This window comes from Streptomyces albicerus (assembly GCF_008905045.1).
GTDB lineage: Bacteria > Actinomycetota > Actinomycetes > Streptomycetales > Streptomycetaceae > Streptomyces > Streptomyces albicerus.
The window spans coordinates 69,938-87,675 of record NZ_VWMY01000023.1; the positions used below are offsets into that span (position 1 = coordinate 69,938).

The 17,738-nt window shown below is 68.8% G+C and carries 21 protein-coding genes; 14 read left to right on the forward strand and 7 right to left on the reverse strand.

Translation table 11 applies throughout. The features are described 5' to 3' along the window. Positions 1-28: 28 nt before the first annotated feature. Positions 29-802, reverse strand: coding sequence for an isoprenyl transferase (locus GAS53_RS21780; RefSeq protein WP_151479341.1), 774 nt, complete (start codon positions 800-802; stop codon positions 29-31). A gap of 515 nt (positions 803-1,317) precedes the next feature. Between GAS53_RS21780 and GAS53_RS21785 the strand changes: the two genes are divergently transcribed. After that, complete coding sequence (locus tag GAS53_RS21785; protein ID WP_151479342.1) at positions 1,318-1,653, forward strand: DUF192 domain-containing protein; 336 nt, start codon at positions 1,318-1,320, stop codon at positions 1,651-1,653. Positions 1,654-1,875: 222 nt separating this feature from the next. On the opposite strand, the gene GAS53_RS21790 is transcribed toward GAS53_RS21785, so the two are convergent. Then, positions 1,876-2,274: a winged helix-turn-helix transcriptional regulator gene (locus GAS53_RS21790; protein ID WP_151479343.1), complete on the reverse strand. Its 399-nt coding sequence runs from the start codon at positions 2,272-2,274 to the stop codon at positions 1,876-1,878. Between the two features lie 66 nt (positions 2,275-2,340). Here GAS53_RS21790 and GAS53_RS21795 point away from each other — a divergent pair, with 66 nt between their 5' ends. Further along, complete coding sequence (locus GAS53_RS21795; protein ID WP_151479344.1) at positions 2,341-3,492, forward strand: winged helix DNA-binding domain-containing protein; 1,152 nt, start codon at positions 2,341-2,343, stop codon at positions 3,490-3,492. A 35-nt stretch (positions 3,493-3,527) separates the two neighbouring features. On the opposite strand, the gene GAS53_RS21800 is transcribed toward GAS53_RS21795, so the two are convergent. Continuing rightward, the gene (locus tag GAS53_RS21800) at positions 3,528-5,438 is read right to left on the reverse strand and encodes a heavy metal translocating P-type ATPase (RefSeq protein ID WP_225859023.1); all 1,911 of its coding nucleotides are present in this window, start codon (positions 5,436-5,438) and stop codon (positions 3,528-3,530) included. A gap of 81 nt (positions 5,439-5,519) precedes the next feature. On the opposite strand from GAS53_RS21800, the gene GAS53_RS21805 reads away from it, so the two are divergent. Further along, on the forward strand, positions 5,520-5,870 hold the full coding sequence (locus GAS53_RS21805; protein ID WP_151479346.1) for an ArsR/SmtB family transcription factor: 351 nt from the start codon (positions 5,520-5,522) through the stop codon (positions 5,868-5,870). Between the two features lie 37 nt (positions 5,871-5,907). Here the strand turns inward: GAS53_RS21805 and GAS53_RS21810 are convergent, their stop codons facing one another. Then, the gene (locus GAS53_RS21810; RefSeq protein ID WP_151479347.1) at positions 5,908-6,696 is read right to left on the reverse strand and encodes a class I SAM-dependent methyltransferase; all 789 of its coding nucleotides are present in this window, start codon (positions 6,694-6,696) and stop codon (positions 5,908-5,910) included. A gap of 125 nt (positions 6,697-6,821) precedes the next feature. On the opposite strand from GAS53_RS21810, the gene GAS53_RS21815 reads away from it, so the two are divergent. Further along, positions 6,822-7,322: a DinB family protein gene (locus GAS53_RS21815; RefSeq protein WP_151479348.1), complete on the forward strand. Its 501-nt coding sequence runs from the start codon at positions 6,822-6,824 to the stop codon at positions 7,320-7,322. A 13-nt stretch (positions 7,323-7,335) separates the two neighbouring features. Here GAS53_RS21815 and GAS53_RS21820 read toward each other — a convergent pair whose 3' ends face one another. The 3 genes from GAS53_RS21820 to GAS53_RS21830 all read right to left on the reverse strand — a co-directional run bounded on the left by GAS53_RS21820 (position 7,336) and on the right by GAS53_RS21830 (position 10,188). Beyond that, complete coding sequence (locus GAS53_RS21820; protein ID WP_151479349.1) at positions 7,336-7,890, reverse strand: GNAT family N-acetyltransferase; 555 nt, start codon at positions 7,888-7,890, stop codon at positions 7,336-7,338. Between the two features lie 62 nt (positions 7,891-7,952). Continuing rightward, the gene (locus GAS53_RS21825; RefSeq protein WP_151479350.1) at positions 7,953-8,843 is read right to left on the reverse strand and encodes an LLM class flavin-dependent oxidoreductase; all 891 of its coding nucleotides are present in this window, start codon (positions 8,841-8,843) and stop codon (positions 7,953-7,955) included. Positions 8,844-9,915: 1,072 nt separating this feature from the next. Further along, positions 9,916-10,188 (reverse strand): GntR family transcriptional regulator, encoded by a 273-nt coding sequence (locus GAS53_RS21830; protein WP_151479351.1) that lies wholly within the window; start codon positions 10,186-10,188, stop codon positions 9,916-9,918. A gap of 160 nt (positions 10,189-10,348) precedes the next feature. Between GAS53_RS21830 and GAS53_RS21835 the strand changes: the two genes are divergently transcribed. The 10 genes from GAS53_RS21835 to GAS53_RS21880 all read left to right on the forward strand — a co-directional run bounded on the left by GAS53_RS21835 (position 10,349) and on the right by GAS53_RS21880 (position 17,261). Then, complete coding sequence (locus tag GAS53_RS21835) at positions 10,349-10,645, forward strand: hypothetical protein (protein WP_151479352.1); 297 nt, start codon at positions 10,349-10,351, stop codon at positions 10,643-10,645. Next, entirely contained in the window at positions 10,642-11,004 is a 363-nt protein-coding gene (locus GAS53_RS21840; protein WP_151479353.1) for a hypothetical protein, read from the forward strand. The genes GAS53_RS21835 and GAS53_RS21840 overlap by 4 nt, the downstream gene beginning before the upstream one ends. Next, positions 11,004-11,315, forward strand: a complete 312-nt coding sequence (locus GAS53_RS21845; protein ID WP_192583220.1) for a helix-turn-helix domain-containing protein — start codon at positions 11,004-11,006, stop codon at positions 11,313-11,315. The genes GAS53_RS21840 and GAS53_RS21845 overlap by 1 nt, the downstream gene beginning before the upstream one ends. 194 nt (positions 11,316-11,509) lie before the next feature. After that, positions 11,510-12,256: a hypothetical protein gene (locus GAS53_RS21850; protein ID WP_225859024.1), complete on the forward strand. Its 747-nt coding sequence runs from the start codon at positions 11,510-11,512 to the stop codon at positions 12,254-12,256. 29 nt (positions 12,257-12,285) lie between these two features. Beyond that, complete coding sequence (locus GAS53_RS21855) at positions 12,286-13,293, forward strand: hypothetical protein (RefSeq protein WP_225859025.1); 1,008 nt, start codon at positions 12,286-12,288, stop codon at positions 13,291-13,293. An 18-nt stretch (positions 13,294-13,311) separates the two neighbouring features. Further along, positions 13,312-13,614 carry a hypothetical protein gene (locus GAS53_RS21860; protein WP_151479356.1) on the forward strand — a complete coding sequence of 101 codons (303 nt, stop codon included), beginning with the start codon at positions 13,312-13,314 and terminating at the stop codon, positions 13,612-13,614. After that, positions 13,611-14,885: a putative T7SS-secreted protein gene (locus GAS53_RS21865; protein WP_404829263.1), complete on the forward strand. Its 1,275-nt coding sequence runs from the start codon at positions 13,611-13,613 to the stop codon at positions 14,883-14,885. Before GAS53_RS21860 ends, GAS53_RS21865 begins: the two co-directional genes overlap by 4 nt. An 8-nt stretch (positions 14,886-14,893) precedes the next feature. Further along, positions 14,894-15,532 carry a hypothetical protein gene (locus GAS53_RS21870; RefSeq protein WP_151479358.1) on the forward strand — a complete coding sequence of 213 codons (639 nt, stop codon included), beginning with the start codon at positions 14,894-14,896 and terminating at the stop codon, positions 15,530-15,532. A 50-nt stretch (positions 15,533-15,582) separates the two neighbouring features. Beyond that, the gene (locus GAS53_RS21875) at positions 15,583-16,224 is read left to right on the forward strand and encodes a hypothetical protein (protein ID WP_151479359.1); all 642 of its coding nucleotides are present in this window, start codon (positions 15,583-15,585) and stop codon (positions 16,222-16,224) included. Positions 16,225-16,358: 134 nt separating this feature from the next. Next, a complete protein-coding gene (locus tag GAS53_RS21880; protein ID WP_151479360.1) occupies positions 16,359-17,261 on the forward strand; it encodes a hypothetical protein in 903 nt (300 codons plus the stop codon). Positions 17,262-17,738 lie beyond the last annotated feature (477 nt).

The window sequence follows — 17,738 nt, forward strand, 5'->3', positions numbered from 1 at the left end:
GGCGAACCGAGCCTCAAAAAAGGGGGGCCTAGCCTCCGTAGCGGCGGTGTCGCGCCGCGTAGTCGCGCATGGCGCGGAGGAAGTCGACCTTGCGGAAGGCCGGCCAGAAGACCTCGCAGAAGTAGTACTCGGAGTGGGCCGTCTGCCAGAGCATGAATCCGGACAGCCGCTGCTCGCCGCTCGTACGGATCACGAGGTCGGGATCGGGCTGGTCGCTGGTGTAGAGGTGCTTGCCGATCATGTCGATGTCGACGCTGTCGGCGAGCTTCTCCATCGAGGTGCCCTTTTCGGCGTGGTCGAGGAGCATCGAGCGCACGGCGTCGGCGATCTCTTGGCGGCCGCCGTAGCCGATGGCGACGTTGACGACTATCCCGTCGACGTGCGCGGTGGACTCCTCGGCCTCTTTCAGGACGGTCTGCATCGGCGAGGGCAGGATGTCGGGCGTGCCCACGTGGTGCACGCGCCAGCGGCCGTCGGCCGCGAGGGAGCGTACGACGTTCTCGATGATGCCGAGCAGCGGTACGAGCTCTTCAGCGGGGCGGTCGAAGTTGTCCGTCGACAGCAGCCAGAGGGTGACGACCTCGACGTCGGTCTCGGAGCACCAGCCGAGGAACTCCTCGATCTTGTCGGCTCCGGCCCGGTGCCCCTGGGCGGCGGTGCTGCCCGCCGCCTTCGCCCAGCGCCGGTTGCCGTCCATGATGACCCCGATGTGCTTGGGCACCTGGTCGTGGTCAAGGTGGCCTTCCACCCTGCGTGCATAGAACCTGACCAGCAAGCGGCGCAGGTTGTCGCGCAGGTTCACGTTTTCGTCAGCCCCTCCGTGCAGATAACGGTCCCCCGAGGGCGACACCCTACCCCTGCGGAAGCGCCGTTCCCCCTTGGGGTACAAGGCCTCCTGGTCCCGGGCGGCACAGCGGCGGGAGCGGGTGGCGGCGGGCCGCACGACGCGGCGGTGCTTCGGGGGCGTACGCCAGGCGCGCTGCGGCGCACAAAAAACGGGCCGGTCCGTGGGGGGGAGACGGACCGGCCCGAGGGGGGGTTTCCACCATAACCCTTTGTAAGTGATGCTGTGTGCATCGGCGTGCCACAACTACTCTCCGAAGTCGCCCGGCGACGCCTGGGTGGGTGCGGAAGCGTTCATTCAGAGGCGGATCATGGCCGAATCGCAGCGGATTCCAAGGCAACAAAGAGGAATCCGAAGGGAACCAGGGGGTTTGTGTGCGGTTGTGGGGCACTCGGCCATCTGCCTCGGACGTACGCCCCAAGGGTGACGCGGCCGGGGAACGCCCGCTTGACGCCGACGCGGAATTCCAGACGATGACCGCCTTCACAACCCCTCACACACCGGAGCCCATCCCCCTGGAGCTCGCCGAGTCGGGGCGGGCCCGGCGGCGCGGGCTGCTCGGGCGGGACGGCGTCGAGGGGGCGCTGCTGCTGACTCCGGCGAGCGCGGTGCACACGGTGGGAATGCGGTTCGCGGTCGATGTCGCCTACCTGGACCGGCGGCTGCGGGTCCTGACGGTGCGGACGATGCGCCCGGGGCGAATCGGGCTGCCGAGGTTCCGGGCCCGGCATGTGCTGGAGGCGGAGGCCGGGGCGATGGAGCGGTGGGGTCTGCGGCGCGGGGTGCTGGTCTCCGTGCGGGACTTCTGAGCCGCAGTACGGCTCCCGAGCCGGAGTACGGGGTTTCCGGGGCGGGCCGGCGCCGGTGGCAGAGCACCGCGCAGCCCCCTCCTCTGCGCGGTGCCATCCCGCGCAGCTTTGCTCACGCGAATTACCTTGATTCGAATTTACGTGAGCCGGAGGGGTGGAACGAGCCATCCGGGATAACGATGTGGAAACCCTGTGTGCATTTCGGGGACTTTCGTGAGGCCCTCACCCCGACGGGGCGGCGACCGACGGCTCTTTGCTGAGATCTGGGTGTTTACGGGCGATAATTTCCTTCATATGTAGATCGCCCCATTCGCCCAGGGGCAGCAGCGCGGTGTTCAGCGCCTTGCCCAGCTCGGTGAGCGAGTACTCGACGCGGGGCGGCACCTCCCCGTACACCTCGCGGTGCACCACGCCGTCCGCCTCCATCTCGCGCAGCTGCTGGCTCAGCACCTTCTCGCTGACCCCCGAGGCGTGCTCTGCCGAGAGATGCCGGCGCAGCTCCCCGAAGCGCAGGGTGCCGCCCTCGTGCAGCGCCCACAGGATCATCGGCTTCCACTTGCCGCCCACGACGTCCACGGCCGCGTCCAGACCGCAGGTGTAGGGACCCTTGCCCTTCGACATGGTCAACTCCTCCCAAGACCGGGCAGCGGACAGGATCTGACCTCATTCGGGTCTAACGTCGCCGCCATGACATCGAGGATCACATGGGACGAGGCGAGCGCGCGGCGCTACGAGCGACAACTCCTGCGTACGCCCGCGCCGTCCGGCACTCCGGTCGCCGAGGTCGTCGGCGCGCTGCTCGCCGCCCACGCGCAGGTACTGTCGGCCGCCGAGCTCTCGGTGTGCCTGCGGCTGGACGGTTCGACCCGCCAGGACGTGCGCGCGGCGCTGTGGGACGACCGGAGCCTGGTGAAGACGTACGGCCCGCGCGGCACCATCCATCTCCTCGCCGCCGCCGAACTGCCCCTCTGGAGCGCCGCACTGACCGCTGTCCCGACCGGCCCGAGCCCACACCCGGCGGACGTGCGGATGACGCCCGAGCAGGAGGACCGGGTGGTCGCCGCGATCGGTGACGCCCTGGACGGGCGGCAGCTGACCATCGACGAGCTGACCGAGGCGGTCGTGGCCCGCACCGGTCCCTGGGCCGGTGACCTCGTGATGGAGGCGTTCCAGGGCAAGTGGCCGCGCTGGCGCCAGGTCATGCACCGCGCGGGCCAGGAGGGCGCCCTGTGCTTCGCCCCCAACCGCGGCCGCAAGGCCACGTACACGCGTCCACCGCACTTCGCCCCGCTCCCGGCCGACGAGGCGCTCGCCACGCTCGTACGCCACTATTTGCATGCGTACGGCCCGGCAACACCGCAGTACTTCGCCAAGTGGGCGGCCGCGCCGCGGAGTTGGGCCGCGGACCTCTTCGCCTCCGTGGCTTCCTCGGGCGGGATCGAGGAGGTCGACTTCGAGGGGGCGCCCGCCTGGGTGGTGGCGGGCGACACCGAGTTCCCTTCGGAGGCCGTACGGGGCGTGCGGCTGCTCCCCTACTTCGACTCGTACGCCATCGCCGCGCAGCCGCGTGAGTGGATGTTCCCCGGGGCGGCGTACGAGCGGGCTCTGGCGGGCGGGCAGGCGGGGAACTTCCCCGTGCTGCTCGTCGACGGTGTGGTCGCCGGGGTCTGGCACCAGCGGCGGCAGGGGAAGCGGACGACGGTGACGGTGGAGCCGCTGGGGCGGCTGACCACCGCGCAGCAGCGGGAGTTGGGGGAACAGGTGGAGCGGGTGGGTGAAGTCCTGGAGGCGAGGCCGGAGTTGGTGGTGGGGAAGGTGACGGCGGGCGCGCACGCGTAACCCTCGCAAGTCAACTCGCGCTAGCAATCAGGGACTTATTCGCGCCACGCGCTCTCCCTCAGCAGGCGCAGGCCGTTGAGGCCGACCAGGATCGTGGAACCCTCGTGGCCCGCGACGCCGAGGGGCAGTGGGAGGTGGCCGGCCAGGTCCCAGATGACGAGGGCGGTGATGAACGCGCCCGCGAGGCACAGGTTCTGGACGACCAGACGGCGGGCACGGCGGGAGAGGGCGACTGCTTTGGGGACGGCCGTGAGGTCGTCGGCGACGAGCACCGCGTCGGCGGTCTCCAGGGCGAGGTCCGAGCCGCCGCGGCCCATCGCGACGCCGGTGTGGGCGGCGGCCAGGGCGGGCGCGTCGTTCACACCATCGCCGATGAAGAGCACCTGGCCTCCCAAGTCCCGTACGGCGTCGGCCTTTTCGTGCGGGAGAAGGGCCGCGTGTACGCCGTCGGAGGGGATACCGGTCTTTTCGGCCACCGCGTGGGCGGCACGGTGGTTGTCGCCGGTGAGGAGCGCGGGCGGGGCGGTGGTGAGGCGGTTCAGGGCGGCGACGGCGGCGGGGGCTCCCGGGCGGAGGCGGTCGGTGAGGAGCAGCCAGCCGGCACGCTCGCCGTCGACGCGTACGACGACCGCGGTGCCGTCGGTGTCGGGCGCCGTCGCCGCCCGCTCGCCGAGGCGCTCGGGCGAGCCGACCTCCACCTCGCGCCCGCCGACCGTGGCGGTCACTCCGCAGCCCGGCGCGGACCGGAAGTCGTACGCCTCCTCGCGCGGGAGGTCGCGGGCGGCCGCCACGATCGCGCGGGCGATGGGGTGCTCACTGCGGACCTCGGCGGCGGCGGCGAGGGCGAGCAACTCGTCCTCGAGGAAGGGGTTTTCGGGGATCACCTTGGTGAGATGGGGCGTGCCCTCCGTCAGGGTGCCGGTCTTGTCGTACGCGATCCGGTCCGTCTGGCCCAGGCGTTCCATCACGACGGCGGACTTGATGAGCACGCCGTGGCGGCCCGCGTTGGCGATGGCGGAGAGGAGGGGCGGCATCGTCGCCAGGACCACCGCGCACGGGGAGGCGACGATCATGAAGGTCATCGCGCGCAGGAGCGCCCCGGTGAGGTCGGCGCCGAAGGCGAGCGGGACGACGAAGACGAGGACGGTCGCGGCAACCATGCCGAGCGCGTAGCGGTTCTCGATCCGCTCGACGAAGAGCTGCGTCGGCGCCTTGGTGCGGGACGCCTCCTCGACCAGGGCGACGACGCGGGCGATGACCGTGTCGGAGGGGTCACGCTCGACGCGTACGCGGAGCGCTCCGGTGCCGTTCTGCGTACCGGCGAAGACCTCGTCGCCCGCCGCCTTCGATACGGGGAGGGGTTCGCCGGTGATCGTCGCCTGATCGACGTCGCTGGCGCCGTCGAGGACGCGGCCGTCGGCGCCGACGCGCTCGCCGGGGCGTACCAGCACGATGTCCCCGATGGCGAGTTGGTCGACGGCGACCGTCTCCTCCGTACCGCTGTCGGGGTGCAGGCGGGTGGCCGTCGGAGGCGCCAGGTCGAGGAGGCCGCGGACGCTGTCCTCGGTGCGGGCGGTGGCGAGGGCCTCCACGGCGCCCGAGGTGGCGAAGATGACGATGAGCAGCGCGCCATCCATGACCTGGCCGATCGAGGCCGCGCCGAGCGCCGCGACGATCATCAGCAGATCGACGTCGAGGGTCTTCTCGCGCAGCGCCCTGAGCCCTTCGAGGGCGGGCTCCCAGCCGCCGGTGACGTACGCGGCGGCGTACAGCGGACCCCACAGCCAGGCGCTCGCGTCGAGCAGCTGGAGCGGCAGCGCGAGCAGGAAGGCCGCGGTGGAGGCGGCGGCCCAGCGCGCTTCGGGGAGGGCGAGGAGGCGGGTTCGGGCGGGCTTGACGCGGGTGGGGGCCTTGACGTCAGGGCGTACGGAGGTGAGGGCGGACATGCGGACCACCATACAGGAATATATGAACACCTCTTCATTCATACCGACTGCTGGTGCGTTCGGATCGATACGATGAGGGGCATGGGCCATGGAGTCGACGAGAAGAGCAGCACCCGTGAACGTCTGGACGCCGTCGGCGCCGCGGACGTCGCCGCGACGCTCCAGGCCCTCGCCACGCCGTCGCGACTGCGCATCCTGGCGCGCCTGCGCGAGGGGCCGTGCGCGGTCGGCGAACTCGCGGAGGCCGCGGGCCTGGAGCAGTCGGCGTGCTCGCACCAGCTGCGGCTACTGCGGAACCTGGGGCTCGTCACGGGTGAGCGGCGCGGGCGGTCGATCGTGTACGCGCTGTACGACCACCATGTGGCGGAGCTGCTGGAGGAGGCGCTGCGCCATGTGGAGCACCTGCGGTTGGGGTTGCGGGACGAGGCGTGACCGTCAGGTACGTGGATTGCGGGACGAGGGGTAATCGTCAGGTACGCGGCTTGCGGGCCTCGATGAGGTGGCGGGTGCTGTGAGCCACGAAGGGGCCGTCCGTCTCGATCCGCTCGTGCAGGGCACGGAGTTGGGGCATGTACTGACCGGCGGTGAAGCCGGGCACCATCCACACCACCTTCCGCAGGAAGTGCACGACGGCTCCGATATCGTAGAACTCCATCCGCAGCCACTCGGCGCGCAGGTCCACGATCTCGAGCCCGGCGGCCTCGGCCCCGGCGCGCTCGTGGTCCGGGTGGCGGGCGTTGCGGTTGGCCTCCGGCTGCGGGCCGAGGAAGTACTCGACGACCTCGTAGGCGCTGTTGGGGCCCACGTGCTGGGCGAAGTACGTGCCGCCGGGCCTGAGGACGCGGGCGATCTCCGTCCAATGGGCGGTCACCGGATGCCGGCTCACGACGAGGTCGAACGCCGCGTCGGCGAACGGCAGCGGGGCGTCCTCCGGCGAGGCGACGACCACCGCGCCGCGCGGATGGAGCAGGGCGGTGGCCTTGGCGACGTTCGCCGGCCAGCCCTCGGTGGCGACGGTGAGTCGCGGCAACTCCCGTGCCGACGCGAGGACTTCACCGCCACCGGTCTGGATGTCGAGAGCGGCCTCCGCCTTGGCCAGCCGCTCCCCCATGACCCGCGCGTATCCCCAGGAGGGGCGCTCCTCGGTGGCCCGCCCCTCGAACCACGAGAAGTCCCACCCCTCGGTGGGGGCGGCTTCGGCTTCGGCGACGAGTTCTTCGAATGCGTCTGCTTCGGGGGTGCGGGTGGTCGGGTCCATCGGGCGATGGTGACAGGCGGGGTTTCCGTGCCGCGACCGAATTTGGGGGCGTTGTCGGTGGGCGCTGTTACGTTCGCGGGATGACTACTTCAGGGGCTGGTGCAGGGGCTGGGGCTGGGGCTGGAATGCCGTACGCCGGTGGCGAGAGGGAAAGCCTGCACGCGAGTCTCGACCGCCAACGGGACGTCGTGCTCTGGAAGCTGGAAGGGCTGGACGACGAGCAGCTGCGCCGGCCCATGACCCCGTCAGGCACGAACCTGCTGGGGCTGGTGAAGCACCTCGGCTCGGTCGAGTACGGCTGGTTCTGCTCGGTGTTCGGCCGCGAGGTCGAGCCGCTGTGGTTCGACCCGTACTCGGAGGAGGACATGACGGTCGGCCCCGGCGAGACGAAGGCGCAGATCGTGGACTTCTACGGACGTGCCCGCGCTGCGGCCGACTCCGTGATCACGGAGCTGCCGTTGGAGACCCTCGGCACGCCCCCGACGCACACCTTCGAGGTGTCCCTGCGCTGGGTCCTCATCCACATGATCGAGGAGACGGCACGGCATGCGGGCCACATGGACATCGTGCGGGAGTTGATCGACGGGGCGACGGGGGATCGCCGCGGGACGCCCGGCGGATCCTAGGGCCGGGGCCTGCTCAATCACCTCCTGGAGCCGGGGCATCCTCAATTGCCTCCTGGAGTACGAGGAGGGTGTGTACGTCCTCGCCGTGCCGGACCGTGCCTGCCCGGCGGAAGCCGTGCCGTTCGAGGAGGCGGACCGAGGCGGTGTTCTCGGGGAAGGGGTCGGCATAGAGGGGGCGGGTCTTCTCCTCGCGGACGAAGAGGGCGAGGGCGCTGGTGCCGATGCCCTGGCCCCAGTAGGGGCGGCCGAGCCAGTAGCCGATGAAGCGACGGCCGTCCTCCCCTTCCCCATCCGCCTCCCCCTTGTCCTCCCACCAGGCGACGATGTGGCCTGCCGGACTGCCGTCCACGGTGACCGTCCGTACGAAGACGGTGTCGTCCCCGAGGATTCGGGTGGCCCAGTGGGTCATGAACCGATCCCGTGGCCGGGGAGCGAACCTCGACCGCCGGACCGCCTCGGCGTCCTGCTCCTGCTCGAAGAACACGTCGAGGTCGGCTTCTTCCACGTCTCGCAGCTGTACGTGCGGGTGTAGTTGGGAGTGTGGCTGTGCGCGCGCGTCGTCGCTCATGCCGAAGGAGTCTGGCACCAGGCACTGACAGTCGGCGTGAGCGACGACGGACCGGCGCGAGCTTACGAAGCCCGGGGAACGAGGGGGCGTACGTCCTCGGCCGCGAAGCGGATGAAGCCCTCGGGGTCGGGTTCGTCGGCGGTGGGCTGGAGGACGACGGTGTCGGCGCCGGCGTCCGCGAGGCGCTGGACGGCCTCGGCGACGGCCTCCGCGTTCCCGGCGACTCCGAGGTCCGGGACGGATGCCAGGTCCTCCGTCTCCAGCTCGGCGTGCAGACGGGCGGCGGCGTCGGGGCCGGTGGCGGTGAGGAGGTAGACGATCACGGGGTGGGAGGCGTCGGTACGGGAGGCCAACTTCCGCCCCTCGTCGATGAGTTGGCGGGCCTTCCGTACGCCCTCCGGTGTGGTGCTGGCGGTGAGGATGGTCCCGTCCGCAGCCTCTCCGGAGAGCCGTAGCGAACGCGGGCCGGTGGCTCCCGCGAGGATCTCCACCGCCGCCTCCGGGGGCGGGGGCCAGTCGAGGGCGACGTCGTCGAGCTTCACGTACCGGCCGTTCGTGGTGACGCGCTCGCCCCGCAACAGCGCGCGCAACGCCACGAGGTGCTCGCGCAGGAGCGTCACGGGCGACTCGGCCCTCGCCCCGACCTGTCCCATCCAGTCCTGTACGCCGTGACCGACGCCCAGGATGACGCGGCCCGGGAAGAGGCGGTGCAGGGTGGCGGCTTCCATCGCGGTCACGGCGACGTTCCGCAGGGGCACGGGCAGCAGCCCCACCCCCACCCGCAGGCGTTCCGTCCAGGCGAGCGCTGCTGCCGCCGCCGAGATCCCTCCCTCCAGGAAACAGTCCTCCCACAGCCACAGCTCCTCCAGCCCCGCGTCTTCCGCGACGCGAGCCATCGGGCGTAGGCGTTCCGGGGGCAGTTGAGGCCGAAATACAGCACCGAGTGCAGTCATGCGGCCTTCCTACCCGGGGGTCGGACGGGGGACAACTCCTTTGTGGGGGTGAGGGGTGGGAACGGGCCGTGTTTGTCTTCTGAGGCGGGCCCAAGTCACGAGACTGAGGTGGGGACCGCCCGCTTCTTGGCCAGTGTCGTGCTTCCACGCCCCGAGTAAAGGGCGCTCCCTCCGGTCGCGTCGGCTACGCCGATTCCGCTGCGCTCCACCCTTGACTCGACCCGCTCCAGCACGAGTGAGAAGCGAGCGGGCGGCCCGGAAGAGTGGGGTCCTGAGGCAGACCTGCGGGCAGGTGGGCTGGGCGGCGGACCGGGACTTACGGACGCGGTCGCGCCTCGCCAGCACGCCGGGTCGGCTCAGCGGCTGACGGCCGGTGGGTGGGGGCGCGACCGCGTGTCGCCCGCACGCGGGTCCTCGGCTAAGCGCCCGACCGCCGGTGGAGGGCCATTCCCATCCAGTCCAGCCACCCTCCCGGGCCGTCCGGCCCCGTCCAGGTGGTGATTGGAAGCTTTGGGACAGGCAGGGTGCACATCACCCCAGGTCGCCGACACCTCTGGCTCTCCCGGCTGTCCCAAAACTGCCAATCATGGCCCAGACGACGGTGGCACACCCCATGGGACCCCGCCCGCACCCTCCCTCATCCACCCGCACGTGCGCCGACGCCCGACACCCGGCGCCACGGATCCGCCATCGCGCTCGCGCCTCACCCACCGGCCGTCGGCCGCTGAGCCCACCCGGCGTGCTGGCGAGACGCCACCGCGCCCGCAAGCCCTGAGCACCCTCACTCCCCGCCCTCCCCTCGGCCGACCTGGGACCCCTTTCCCCTGGGCCGCCCGCTCGCTTCTCACCCGTGCTGGAGCGGGCCGAGTCAAGGGTGGAGCGCAGCGGAATCGCCGCAGGCGACGCGACCGAAGGGAGCGCCCTTTACTCGGCCCGCGGAAGCACGACACTGCCCAAGAAGCGGGCGGTCCCCACGTTCACTTGAGAGTTGGCTGCAGGACTACTCCGCCACTACGCCGCAGGGACTCGGGGTGCGTCCTGCGAGAGTGGGGTAAGAGCTCAACCTGCCGAGTCACGCCTCGTCGGGGGCCTCCGGCCGAGGAGCAACGTACGTCCCCCGCTGCGGAACGGTGAAGACCAGCCCCTCCTCGACAAGCACCGCGATCGCGCGCCGCACAGTCGTACGCGCAAGCCCGTACTGTTGCACGAGCTGCGTCTCGCTGGAGATGGGCCTGTTGGGCTGCCAGTCACCCCGCTCGATCCGGGCGCGCAGGATGCCCGCCAACTGCCGGTAGGGCGTAACCGGTCCATCGTGATCGATTTCAGCGTCCGGTTGGAAGTTCATGGTCAGGAAGCTACTCGTACAGATAAGCGCCTTGTCATTGAGATACGTCTCTATACGTAGCGATACAAGCCGAGCTAAGTTGTGTTCCGAAACAAGCGAAAACCCCGGCGACGGAGGCAACCGTCCCGGGGCATGGCCGACGCTGCAAAGGAGCGCCAACATGCTGGACCTTACCGTCCGCTTCCTCTCCCGGATGCTGAGCATCTGCACCCCACGCCCCCGGGGCCGCCACCGCCTCGGAACGATCCCGATCCCGCCCCTCCGATTCACCCCTGCCCCACCGCCCCGCTTCACGGAGATCCTCGACGGCAACACATCCCGCCTCGTACGCCCCTACGTCCTGAACCCCGCCGAACACCGCCGCCAACGCGAACGCCGCCGCGCCCTCTACCTCGCGACACTCGGCATCGACGTCGACCCGGACCACATCCACGGCATCCCGACGGCCGCCCGATGACCCGCCCCGCCGTACGGATGTGCGCCCGCTGCCACCACACGACCAACCGCCCGGTCCTGGTCCACGAGGTACACGCGGCAACGGGTCCCGGCTTCAACGTGTACGCGTGCCCGGAGTGCGCCGACCACTACCCGCCCATGACCGACGCACTGGTACTCCCGGAGCCCAGTCCTCGCCGCTCCCGCCTCACCCTCCGCGTCTACAAGGTCGACGCGGACGGCGCTGTGACCGAGGACCGGGGTGAGGTGAAGGTCCTCACCGGCGGCCGAGCCGAGCCACTACCGCACATGTCGGCGTATCCACCGTGCGAATGCCCGGGCTGCCGACCGCCACAGCGCAGCACGACTCAGGAGACCTGATGAGCAACGGACGAGAGCACACCGTCTGGAAGATCCCACCCGAGCACCGCGAAAGCCCGGTCCGCCGCGCCACCGGACGGCGCATCGCCTTCGGCCAGGCGGTCTACGCCCGCCGCTCAGCCCTGGGTTGGTGCACAGCCGAACTGGCCCGCCGGTCCGGGATGTCCGCCCGCGACATCGAGCGCATCGAGGAAAGCGGAGTCGATCCGACCCTCGAACTCATCGAGCAACTGGCCACCGCCCTCAAGTCGGTGGCGCGGATCACGCCAGGCACTCGCCCCGAGTTCCGCTTCGAGGAGTCCGCCACCTGAACGGTGCTTCACGGCGCTGGGACACCCTCATCGCGCCAGCAACGCGTAAATCCCTGCAATCCAACTCCCATACACGGCCCTGAACGCACGCGCGGCGTTCGGGGCCGCCGCATGTCCAGACACCTTCGGGCCACATGTGCAATCAACTTGCCCTAATTCCTCCCCATCCGCCCAGCCGTGCAAGGAACTTCGCTGTGGCGAAACTGATCGCCACACAGATACCGTCATTGCTCTTGACTGCATCTTTGTCTCACGGGGAGTTCACTGTGAAGCGCCGCTCTTTGCCCGTTGCTGCCGCGTCCGCCGCGACCGCAGCCCTACTCCTGACGGCCTGCGGCAGCGGGGACGACAAGCCCAGCGACAACGACAAGATCGCGGGAGCCGATCAAGGCAACGCAGAGCAGTCGGCTTCACCAAGCGCATCCGCCGAAGCGGACGGTATCGACCGTCCGAAGATGGCGTTCCCTTCGGACTTCAAGATGGTGTTCGACCGGACGGAGCCTTCCGATGCGAAGGAAGCCGCCGCGCTCAACGATGCCGAGAACTTCGTCCGTGCCATCAACCACGGCATCGTCCAACAGGACGTGGCAGACGCGGCGTACAAGTTCTACTCGGACCCCCGAGGCACCGCCCAGGCGTACGCGAAGAAGCAGATTCAGCAGTACATCGACGGCGGATGGACCGTCACGGGCACACAGCGTTACACCGACGCCAAGGTCACTCTCGCGAGCGGCGGCAACCGCGCATCAGTGTCCTTCTGCGACGACGACTCGAAGTTCTACGGCAGGGAGATCAAGTCCAAGAAGGTGCTCAGGACCAATCCGAGCGACAAGGACTACTACTTCTTCGAGATCGTCATGACCACGTCCAAGGATGCCAAGGGCCTTTGGACTGCCGAGGCCATCGAGGTGCAGACGGAGGCAACGCAGTGCAAGGCGTGAAGCGGACGGCTCTCCCCCTAGTCGGTGCGGTGGCTCTGCTCCTGGTACCTGCACAGAACGCGTTCGCCGGCGGCCCGACGGACAAAGGAACCACGGACACAAGCACCGACAGCGGTCTCAAGGACGACGCTCTCTACGCCAAGGCAACGGCGATCTCGTACGACACCTCGAAGAACGGCTCCGGGGCATCCGTCGGACCTATCACGGCCAGCGGTAGTAACTGGACGCCCCCTGCTTGCTGGCACGCCCCCTTGTGGACGGCGAAGCAGTTCGCCAAGGAAACAGAGGACGGGTACAGGGAGATCTCAGGCGACCCCAATCAGCCCGCACACTCCAGGAGGGGCACGTACGAATTCCGGCAGATCTACAAGGACGGCGAGTACAAGAACTACAACCTCGACAAGCAGGACGAGGGCATGTGGTGGGGAGCTGTCGAGAACCCGAATGCTCCCATCCTCGAGCGGACCGCCTGCAACTCGAAACTGCCTTTCTGGGTCGAGAACGGCGAAACGCCTGAAGTCGAGACCGCCATCACGCCGGAAATCCTCGCCGGTCTCGCCTACGAGCAGATCAAGGTCCCCGGCACCGAGGTGACGCTGGCGCCCGACGGCACCACCAAGGTCAACCTCCCCACCTGGGCCTGGCTGGACAAGGGCGAATTCAAACCTGTCTCGGTGACGGCGTCACTCAACACACCTGGTCTGAACATCCAGGCCACCACCACAGCAAAAACCGTCTCCCTCAAGCTCGAACCGGGCACTACGGACGCCGAGACCTACCCCGCCTCCGGCGAGTGCCAGATCAACGACGACGGTTCGATCGGCGAGCCCTACGCCAAGGGCAAGGCCAGCGAGACACCGCCCTGCGGCCTCAGGTACCTCCGCTCCTCCGGCAACGGAACGTATGAACTCCAGGCGACCATCACCTGGGACATCGCCTGGACCGGAACCGGCGGCGCGGGTGGAGACCTTCCCGACGGCGCCTTCGGCAACGACCAGGCCGTCACTGTCCAAGAGATCCAGTCCATCAACCGCTAGACCACTGACGGGGGAACAGTGAGCGACATCTACATCGACTCCGAAGTACTTGATCGCGTACGCGGAAACATCAAGCGCATCGGCGACATCATGGAGCGCCCCGGCCGGGAGATGAACGAGGTCGACGGAAACTCCATGGGGGTCACCGAACTGGCCACGCGTATGAACGACTTCGGCGACGAGTGGTCGTACGGGATCAAGCAGATCAAGAAGTTCTCCGGTTCGGCCGTCAAGACCCTCGACAAGATGCAGAAGGCGTTCGAGGAGATGGACGACAAACTGGCCCAGGAGCTGCGCAAGGCGCGGGAGGACTGCGCGTGAGCGACCCGTTCGCGTGGGGATCTCCCACTCAGACTTCTCCGCTCAAAGACCAGTTCCCGGTCCTTGAGTTCGTCCCCTGCCCGGGTGAGCCTCATACCGCCAAGCACGTGGCTGCCATAGTGAAGCGGACCGCCAAGGCGCTGGACGAGATATCGGATGTCCTGCACGGCACGGGAGAGGGCGACTGGAAGGGGCGCCACGCCGAAGAGTTCCGGAAGCAGTTCGACGATGACTTCCGGCCCAAGGTAGATGCGGCGAAACGGTCCTTCAACAGGGCTGCGAGGGCACTGGGGGACTGGGCCGACGCGATGCCGGAATGGCAGCGCAGGGCGCTGGTGCTGGAGAGCAGGGCGCAGGACGCCCGCGACGCGCAGCAGGCGGCGAAGGCGAAGCTGGCCGATCTGCCGCCCAAGCCGCTGATCGATCTGCCGCCGAAGGACGACGCCGAGGCACGCAAGCAGGAGAAGACCGAGAGGGACCGATCCTCCGCGGAACTGGCAGCCAACACCGCGGAAGCGGACCTGGACAAGATCCGAGCACAGGCCCGGAAACTGGCGAGCGACTACGACCTGGATGGCCGGGCCGTTGCGCGGCGCCTCGACAAGGCGATGGACATCGCGCCGAACGAGCCCGGCGCGCTGGACAAGCTGGGCGACGCTCTCGTAGGCATCGGCAAGGCGCTGGGCGCGCTCGACGACGTCATATCCGAGGCGGTCAGCGCGGCCGTGGCCGACGCCGTCAAGTGGCTCGCGGAACACGCCAACTCCATCGCCGCACTTGGCGATGTGCTCGCGACCATGAGTGCCGTGCTGGGCTCGATCTCGCTCGTCCTCCTTCTCGTCGCCCCGGTGACCGGCCCGCTGGCCCCCGCGTTCGCCGCCGCTGCAGCCGGCGTCGGGGTCGCCTCAGGCGCCTTCGCACTCGGTGCGCTGGGACTGCACAGCACCGCTCGGGCGGTCGGTGGCGACTCCGTGGTCTCCAATCGGACGCTGGCCCAGGACGCTCTGGGTGTGCTGCCATTCGGGGGTGCCTTCAAAGGTGTCTCAAGGGTGGTCGCGGCCAGCCGCGCGGCGGACGCGGCGGCCAACTTCGGCCTGGTGGACACCGTTGCCTCCTTCATCGCCGATCCAACCGCACTCGGATACTTCATGCCGCAGAACGACCGACAGACCGTCGAAGCGGCACTCCCGGGCGGTGGTCTGCTCGTAGCGTTCGAAAACGCCTGGAAAGCTGGCAGCGAGAAGGACAAGGCAGCCCAGCAGGGAAAGTGAGCCACACGATGAAAGACGCAGAGATCCTGGCCCACTTCGACGGGCGAGGCCGTGCCGAGTTCCTTCTCGGCGGCTTCGAGGGCAGGCACTCCGACAAGATCACGGCGATCGCGTACGAACTCGGCTATGACCTTCAAGCAACCGAGATGCCGAGCAAGAGCACGATCCGCCTGATCTTTGTGCGGAATGACTCTCCAACGGCGCGCCAGCGCGCCCAGCAGACTCATGGCCGGTTGCGCGCGGGCGGCCCGCTCCTGCAGGTGTGGGCCGCCCCTGCCGCCCAGCCCGGGGCGACCACACCCGTCACAGCCATCGATATGGCATCCAAACGGCGAGGTCTCGCCGCCTACGAGGCCAACGGGGTGAAGGGCTTCGCTGTTTTCGTCGCTCTGCTCAGCCTCGGGTGCTTCATCGTCGCGTGGGTACAGCGCGACACGCCGGGCACTGCCCTCGCGATGGTAATGCTGGGCATTCCCTTGGCCGTGACCGCAGCTTTGATCCCTCGGTGGACGAAGCGCTGGTACGAAAAGAACCGGCGGCTGGTGGATCTCTACGACCAACAGCGGGCCGGCCAGGTAGGGCCCCCACCGCCCCCGCCAGCTCCCGGGCCCACCGACCAACGCCCTGGCGAATGGGACGGGCAGTGATACGGGTCGATTTCTCCGTCCCCGCCGAGTTCGAAGAGGTGCCCCTCGGCATGGACTTCGAGGCGGCTTGGGCCGAGGTGAACACCCGAAGCGCGCATGGGTATATGGCAGCAGGGACAGACAAAGAGACCGACCAACAGTCGCTGACGGAAATGGCCCGGACACTGCAGCGGATTTCGCGCTTCCTCGACGAAGTCGGCGTGGTCTATGCGGCCAACTGCCTGCATTCCTTCGAGGGCGAAGTCTCACTGGGCTCGCTCACTGTCGCAGTAGTGGACTACTCCTACGGTGGCGATGCCGCCACAGCAGCCCGGGGGACTCTGCGTGGTGTCCTCGAATCACGAGGAGAGGGCTGGACCGGATCGGTGATCGACGCTCCGTGCGGCCAGGCTGCCGTCTTCACCGGCGGCCAGAGCTATGTCCTTCCTCCGGCGTTCTCGCCGAACGGTGAGGAGATCGAAGTACTCACAGCCCAGTTCCACGCGATGATCCCTGTCCCACTCGAGGTGGGAGACGAACAGCGCATGTGCCTGGTGGCCTTCTCCACGCCCCAGGTCACTCACTGGGAGAAGTGCTACGCCCCGCTCATGGCCAATGTGCTCCGGAGCCTTCGGTTCACAGGGAATCGCCAAGAGGCCCGTGGGGGAGCCCAGACCACGGCGGCGGCGTCAGCGTCACGTACTGAGGGGTAGGGGCGCACGCACGGGGCTCACTGCGCGTAGACATCCGGCGGAACCGGAGCCCGGTGATCTGTAGGGACGGGCGACCACGGGATCATTCACATGTTCGCCGACGGTCCGAACGCCAGAGAAGCGGAGAGGCAAGCGTGAGTACCGATATGCCGGGCGCGGCGCGGGAGAGACGCACACGACACCGCATCCCACTGGCGATCGGCATCGGCTGGTACGTGCTCGCCGTGATCGTAGGAATGTACCTGCTGAACAACTTCGACTCGATCCTCATGGCGCCCCTGTGGATCGCGCACGGAGTGATGCTGATCGTGCCGATACGGAGACTGGGGGCCAGAGAATCCAGCGTAGGCGCGGCGCTGTTCATTGTCGTCACCTCCCTGTTCGCCGCATATGGCGCCGACCTGGCCCGCGACAACTTGACCCTTCAGTTGCGGGGCGAGAAGGTCACCGCCACGGTCGTGAAAGAGCGGCTCGACCCAGGCCAAGGCAGGGGTCGCCGTTCCCACTATGTTCTGGAACGGCAGGACGGCACCCGGGTCCCGGGCCCCAAGATGGGCACGGGCTTCAAGGAATACGAGGTCGGCCAGGTGCTCACGGTCCTCGCGGACCCACAGGGCCAGCTCGAACCCCGGACGCTGGGCGAGGCGGACGCCAGCGGCGAGCTGCTCAGCTCAGCAGGAGCAGCCCTCGCCGCTCTCGGCTGCGTCGGCTGGATGACCTGGCGAGGATCGAACACCGCGAAGCGTCGGGACGAGGCGAAGCGAAAGACCTCGTCCCGGACGCAGAAGGCGTACAAGACCGTCACCCGCAACCACACCACACAGGCCGAGCAGGAGGCGATGCTCCGCGAGGCCCTGAGCACGTACCCCGCCGACCGGCGCGGCTATATCAAGGTGCCTCCCGAGGAGTACCCCGACGTGTCGCAGCACCGGGCCGCCCGGATCGCCTGGGAGATGGGGCTGCGCGCGGAGGCGGCGGGCAACCGGGGCTCGTGGCGGTTCCGGGAGACCGTGAACGAGGAAGTCCCACACGACTGAGCCCACGAGGCGGCGACCCTCGCCCCTCCGCGATGCGCACGAAGGCATCGGCAAACCCGAGTCGCTCAAGCACGTGCTTGCCTCGGACGGTCCCTCCGCGCCAGCGATGAGCACCAGTTGGTGCGCCTACACATGGGTCCGCGCGGCGGCCGGGCAGGAAGTCGCAGCGAGCGTGTCCATGCCTGCGGACCTTATCGCCGCGGTCAAGGCACGCGTCGGGCCACGGATTCTCGGCGTACGTCAGCGCGGCGGTACAACGGCAGATTCAGCGCGACCTGCTCGATGAGCTGCTCCAGGAGAAGGAGGCGGAGATCGGTTCGCCCACCCCTGAGATCCAGGAGTGGGCTGCAGAGCCGCTCGGGTTCGGTGTACTGGCAGGTCTGGCCGCCGTCTGATCCGAGGCCCGGCTGTCGGTGGGTGGGAGGTGCACCTCCCACCCACCGACACGAGCAGCCACCGTCCCCCGCGAGGGCTCGC

Coding starts and splice junctions, on each gene's coding strand:
- GAS53_RS21785 (WP_151479342.1), top strand. CDS start 1,318: ATGACCGCCTTCACAACCCCTCACACACCGGAGCCCATCCCCCTGGAG.
- GAS53_RS21790 (WP_151479343.1), bottom strand. CDS start 2,274: ATGTCGAAGGGCAAGGGTCCCTACACCTGCGGTCTGGACGCGGCCGTG.
- GAS53_RS21795 (WP_151479344.1), top strand. CDS start 2,341: ATGACATCGAGGATCACATGGGACGAGGCGAGCGCGCGGCGCTACGAG.
- GAS53_RS21800 (WP_225859023.1), bottom strand. CDS start 5,438: ATGTCCGCCCTCACCTCCGTACGCCCTGACGTCAAGGCCCCCACCCGC.
- GAS53_RS21805 (WP_151479346.1), top strand. CDS start 5,520: ATGGGCCATGGAGTCGACGAGAAGAGCAGCACCCGTGAACGTCTGGAC.
- GAS53_RS21810 (WP_151479347.1), bottom strand. CDS start 6,696: ATGGACCCGACCACCCGCACCCCCGAAGCAGACGCATTCGAAGAACTC.
- GAS53_RS21815 (WP_151479348.1), top strand. CDS start 6,822: ATGCCGTACGCCGGTGGCGAGAGGGAAAGCCTGCACGCGAGTCTCGAC.
- GAS53_RS21820 (WP_151479349.1), bottom strand. CDS start 7,890: ATGAGCGACGACGCGCGCGCACAGCCACACTCCCAACTACACCCGCAC.
- GAS53_RS21825 (WP_151479350.1), bottom strand. CDS start 8,843: ATGACTGCACTCGGTGCTGTATTTCGGCCTCAACTGCCCCCGGAACGC.
- GAS53_RS21830 (WP_151479351.1), bottom strand. CDS start 10,188: ATGAACTTCCAACCGGACGCTGAAATCGATCACGATGGACCGGTTACG.
- GAS53_RS21835 (WP_151479352.1), top strand. CDS start 10,349: ATGCTGGACCTTACCGTCCGCTTCCTCTCCCGGATGCTGAGCATCTGC.
- GAS53_RS21840 (WP_151479353.1), top strand. CDS start 10,642: ATGACCCGCCCCGCCGTACGGATGTGCGCCCGCTGCCACCACACGACC.
- GAS53_RS21845 (WP_192583220.1), top strand. CDS start 11,004: ATGAGCAACGGACGAGAGCACACCGTCTGGAAGATCCCACCCGAGCAC.
- GAS53_RS21870 (WP_151479358.1), top strand. CDS start 14,894: ATGAAAGACGCAGAGATCCTGGCCCACTTCGACGGGCGAGGCCGTGCC.
- GAS53_RS21875 (WP_151479359.1), top strand. CDS start 15,583: ATGGACTTCGAGGCGGCTTGGGCCGAGGTGAACACCCGAAGCGCGCAT.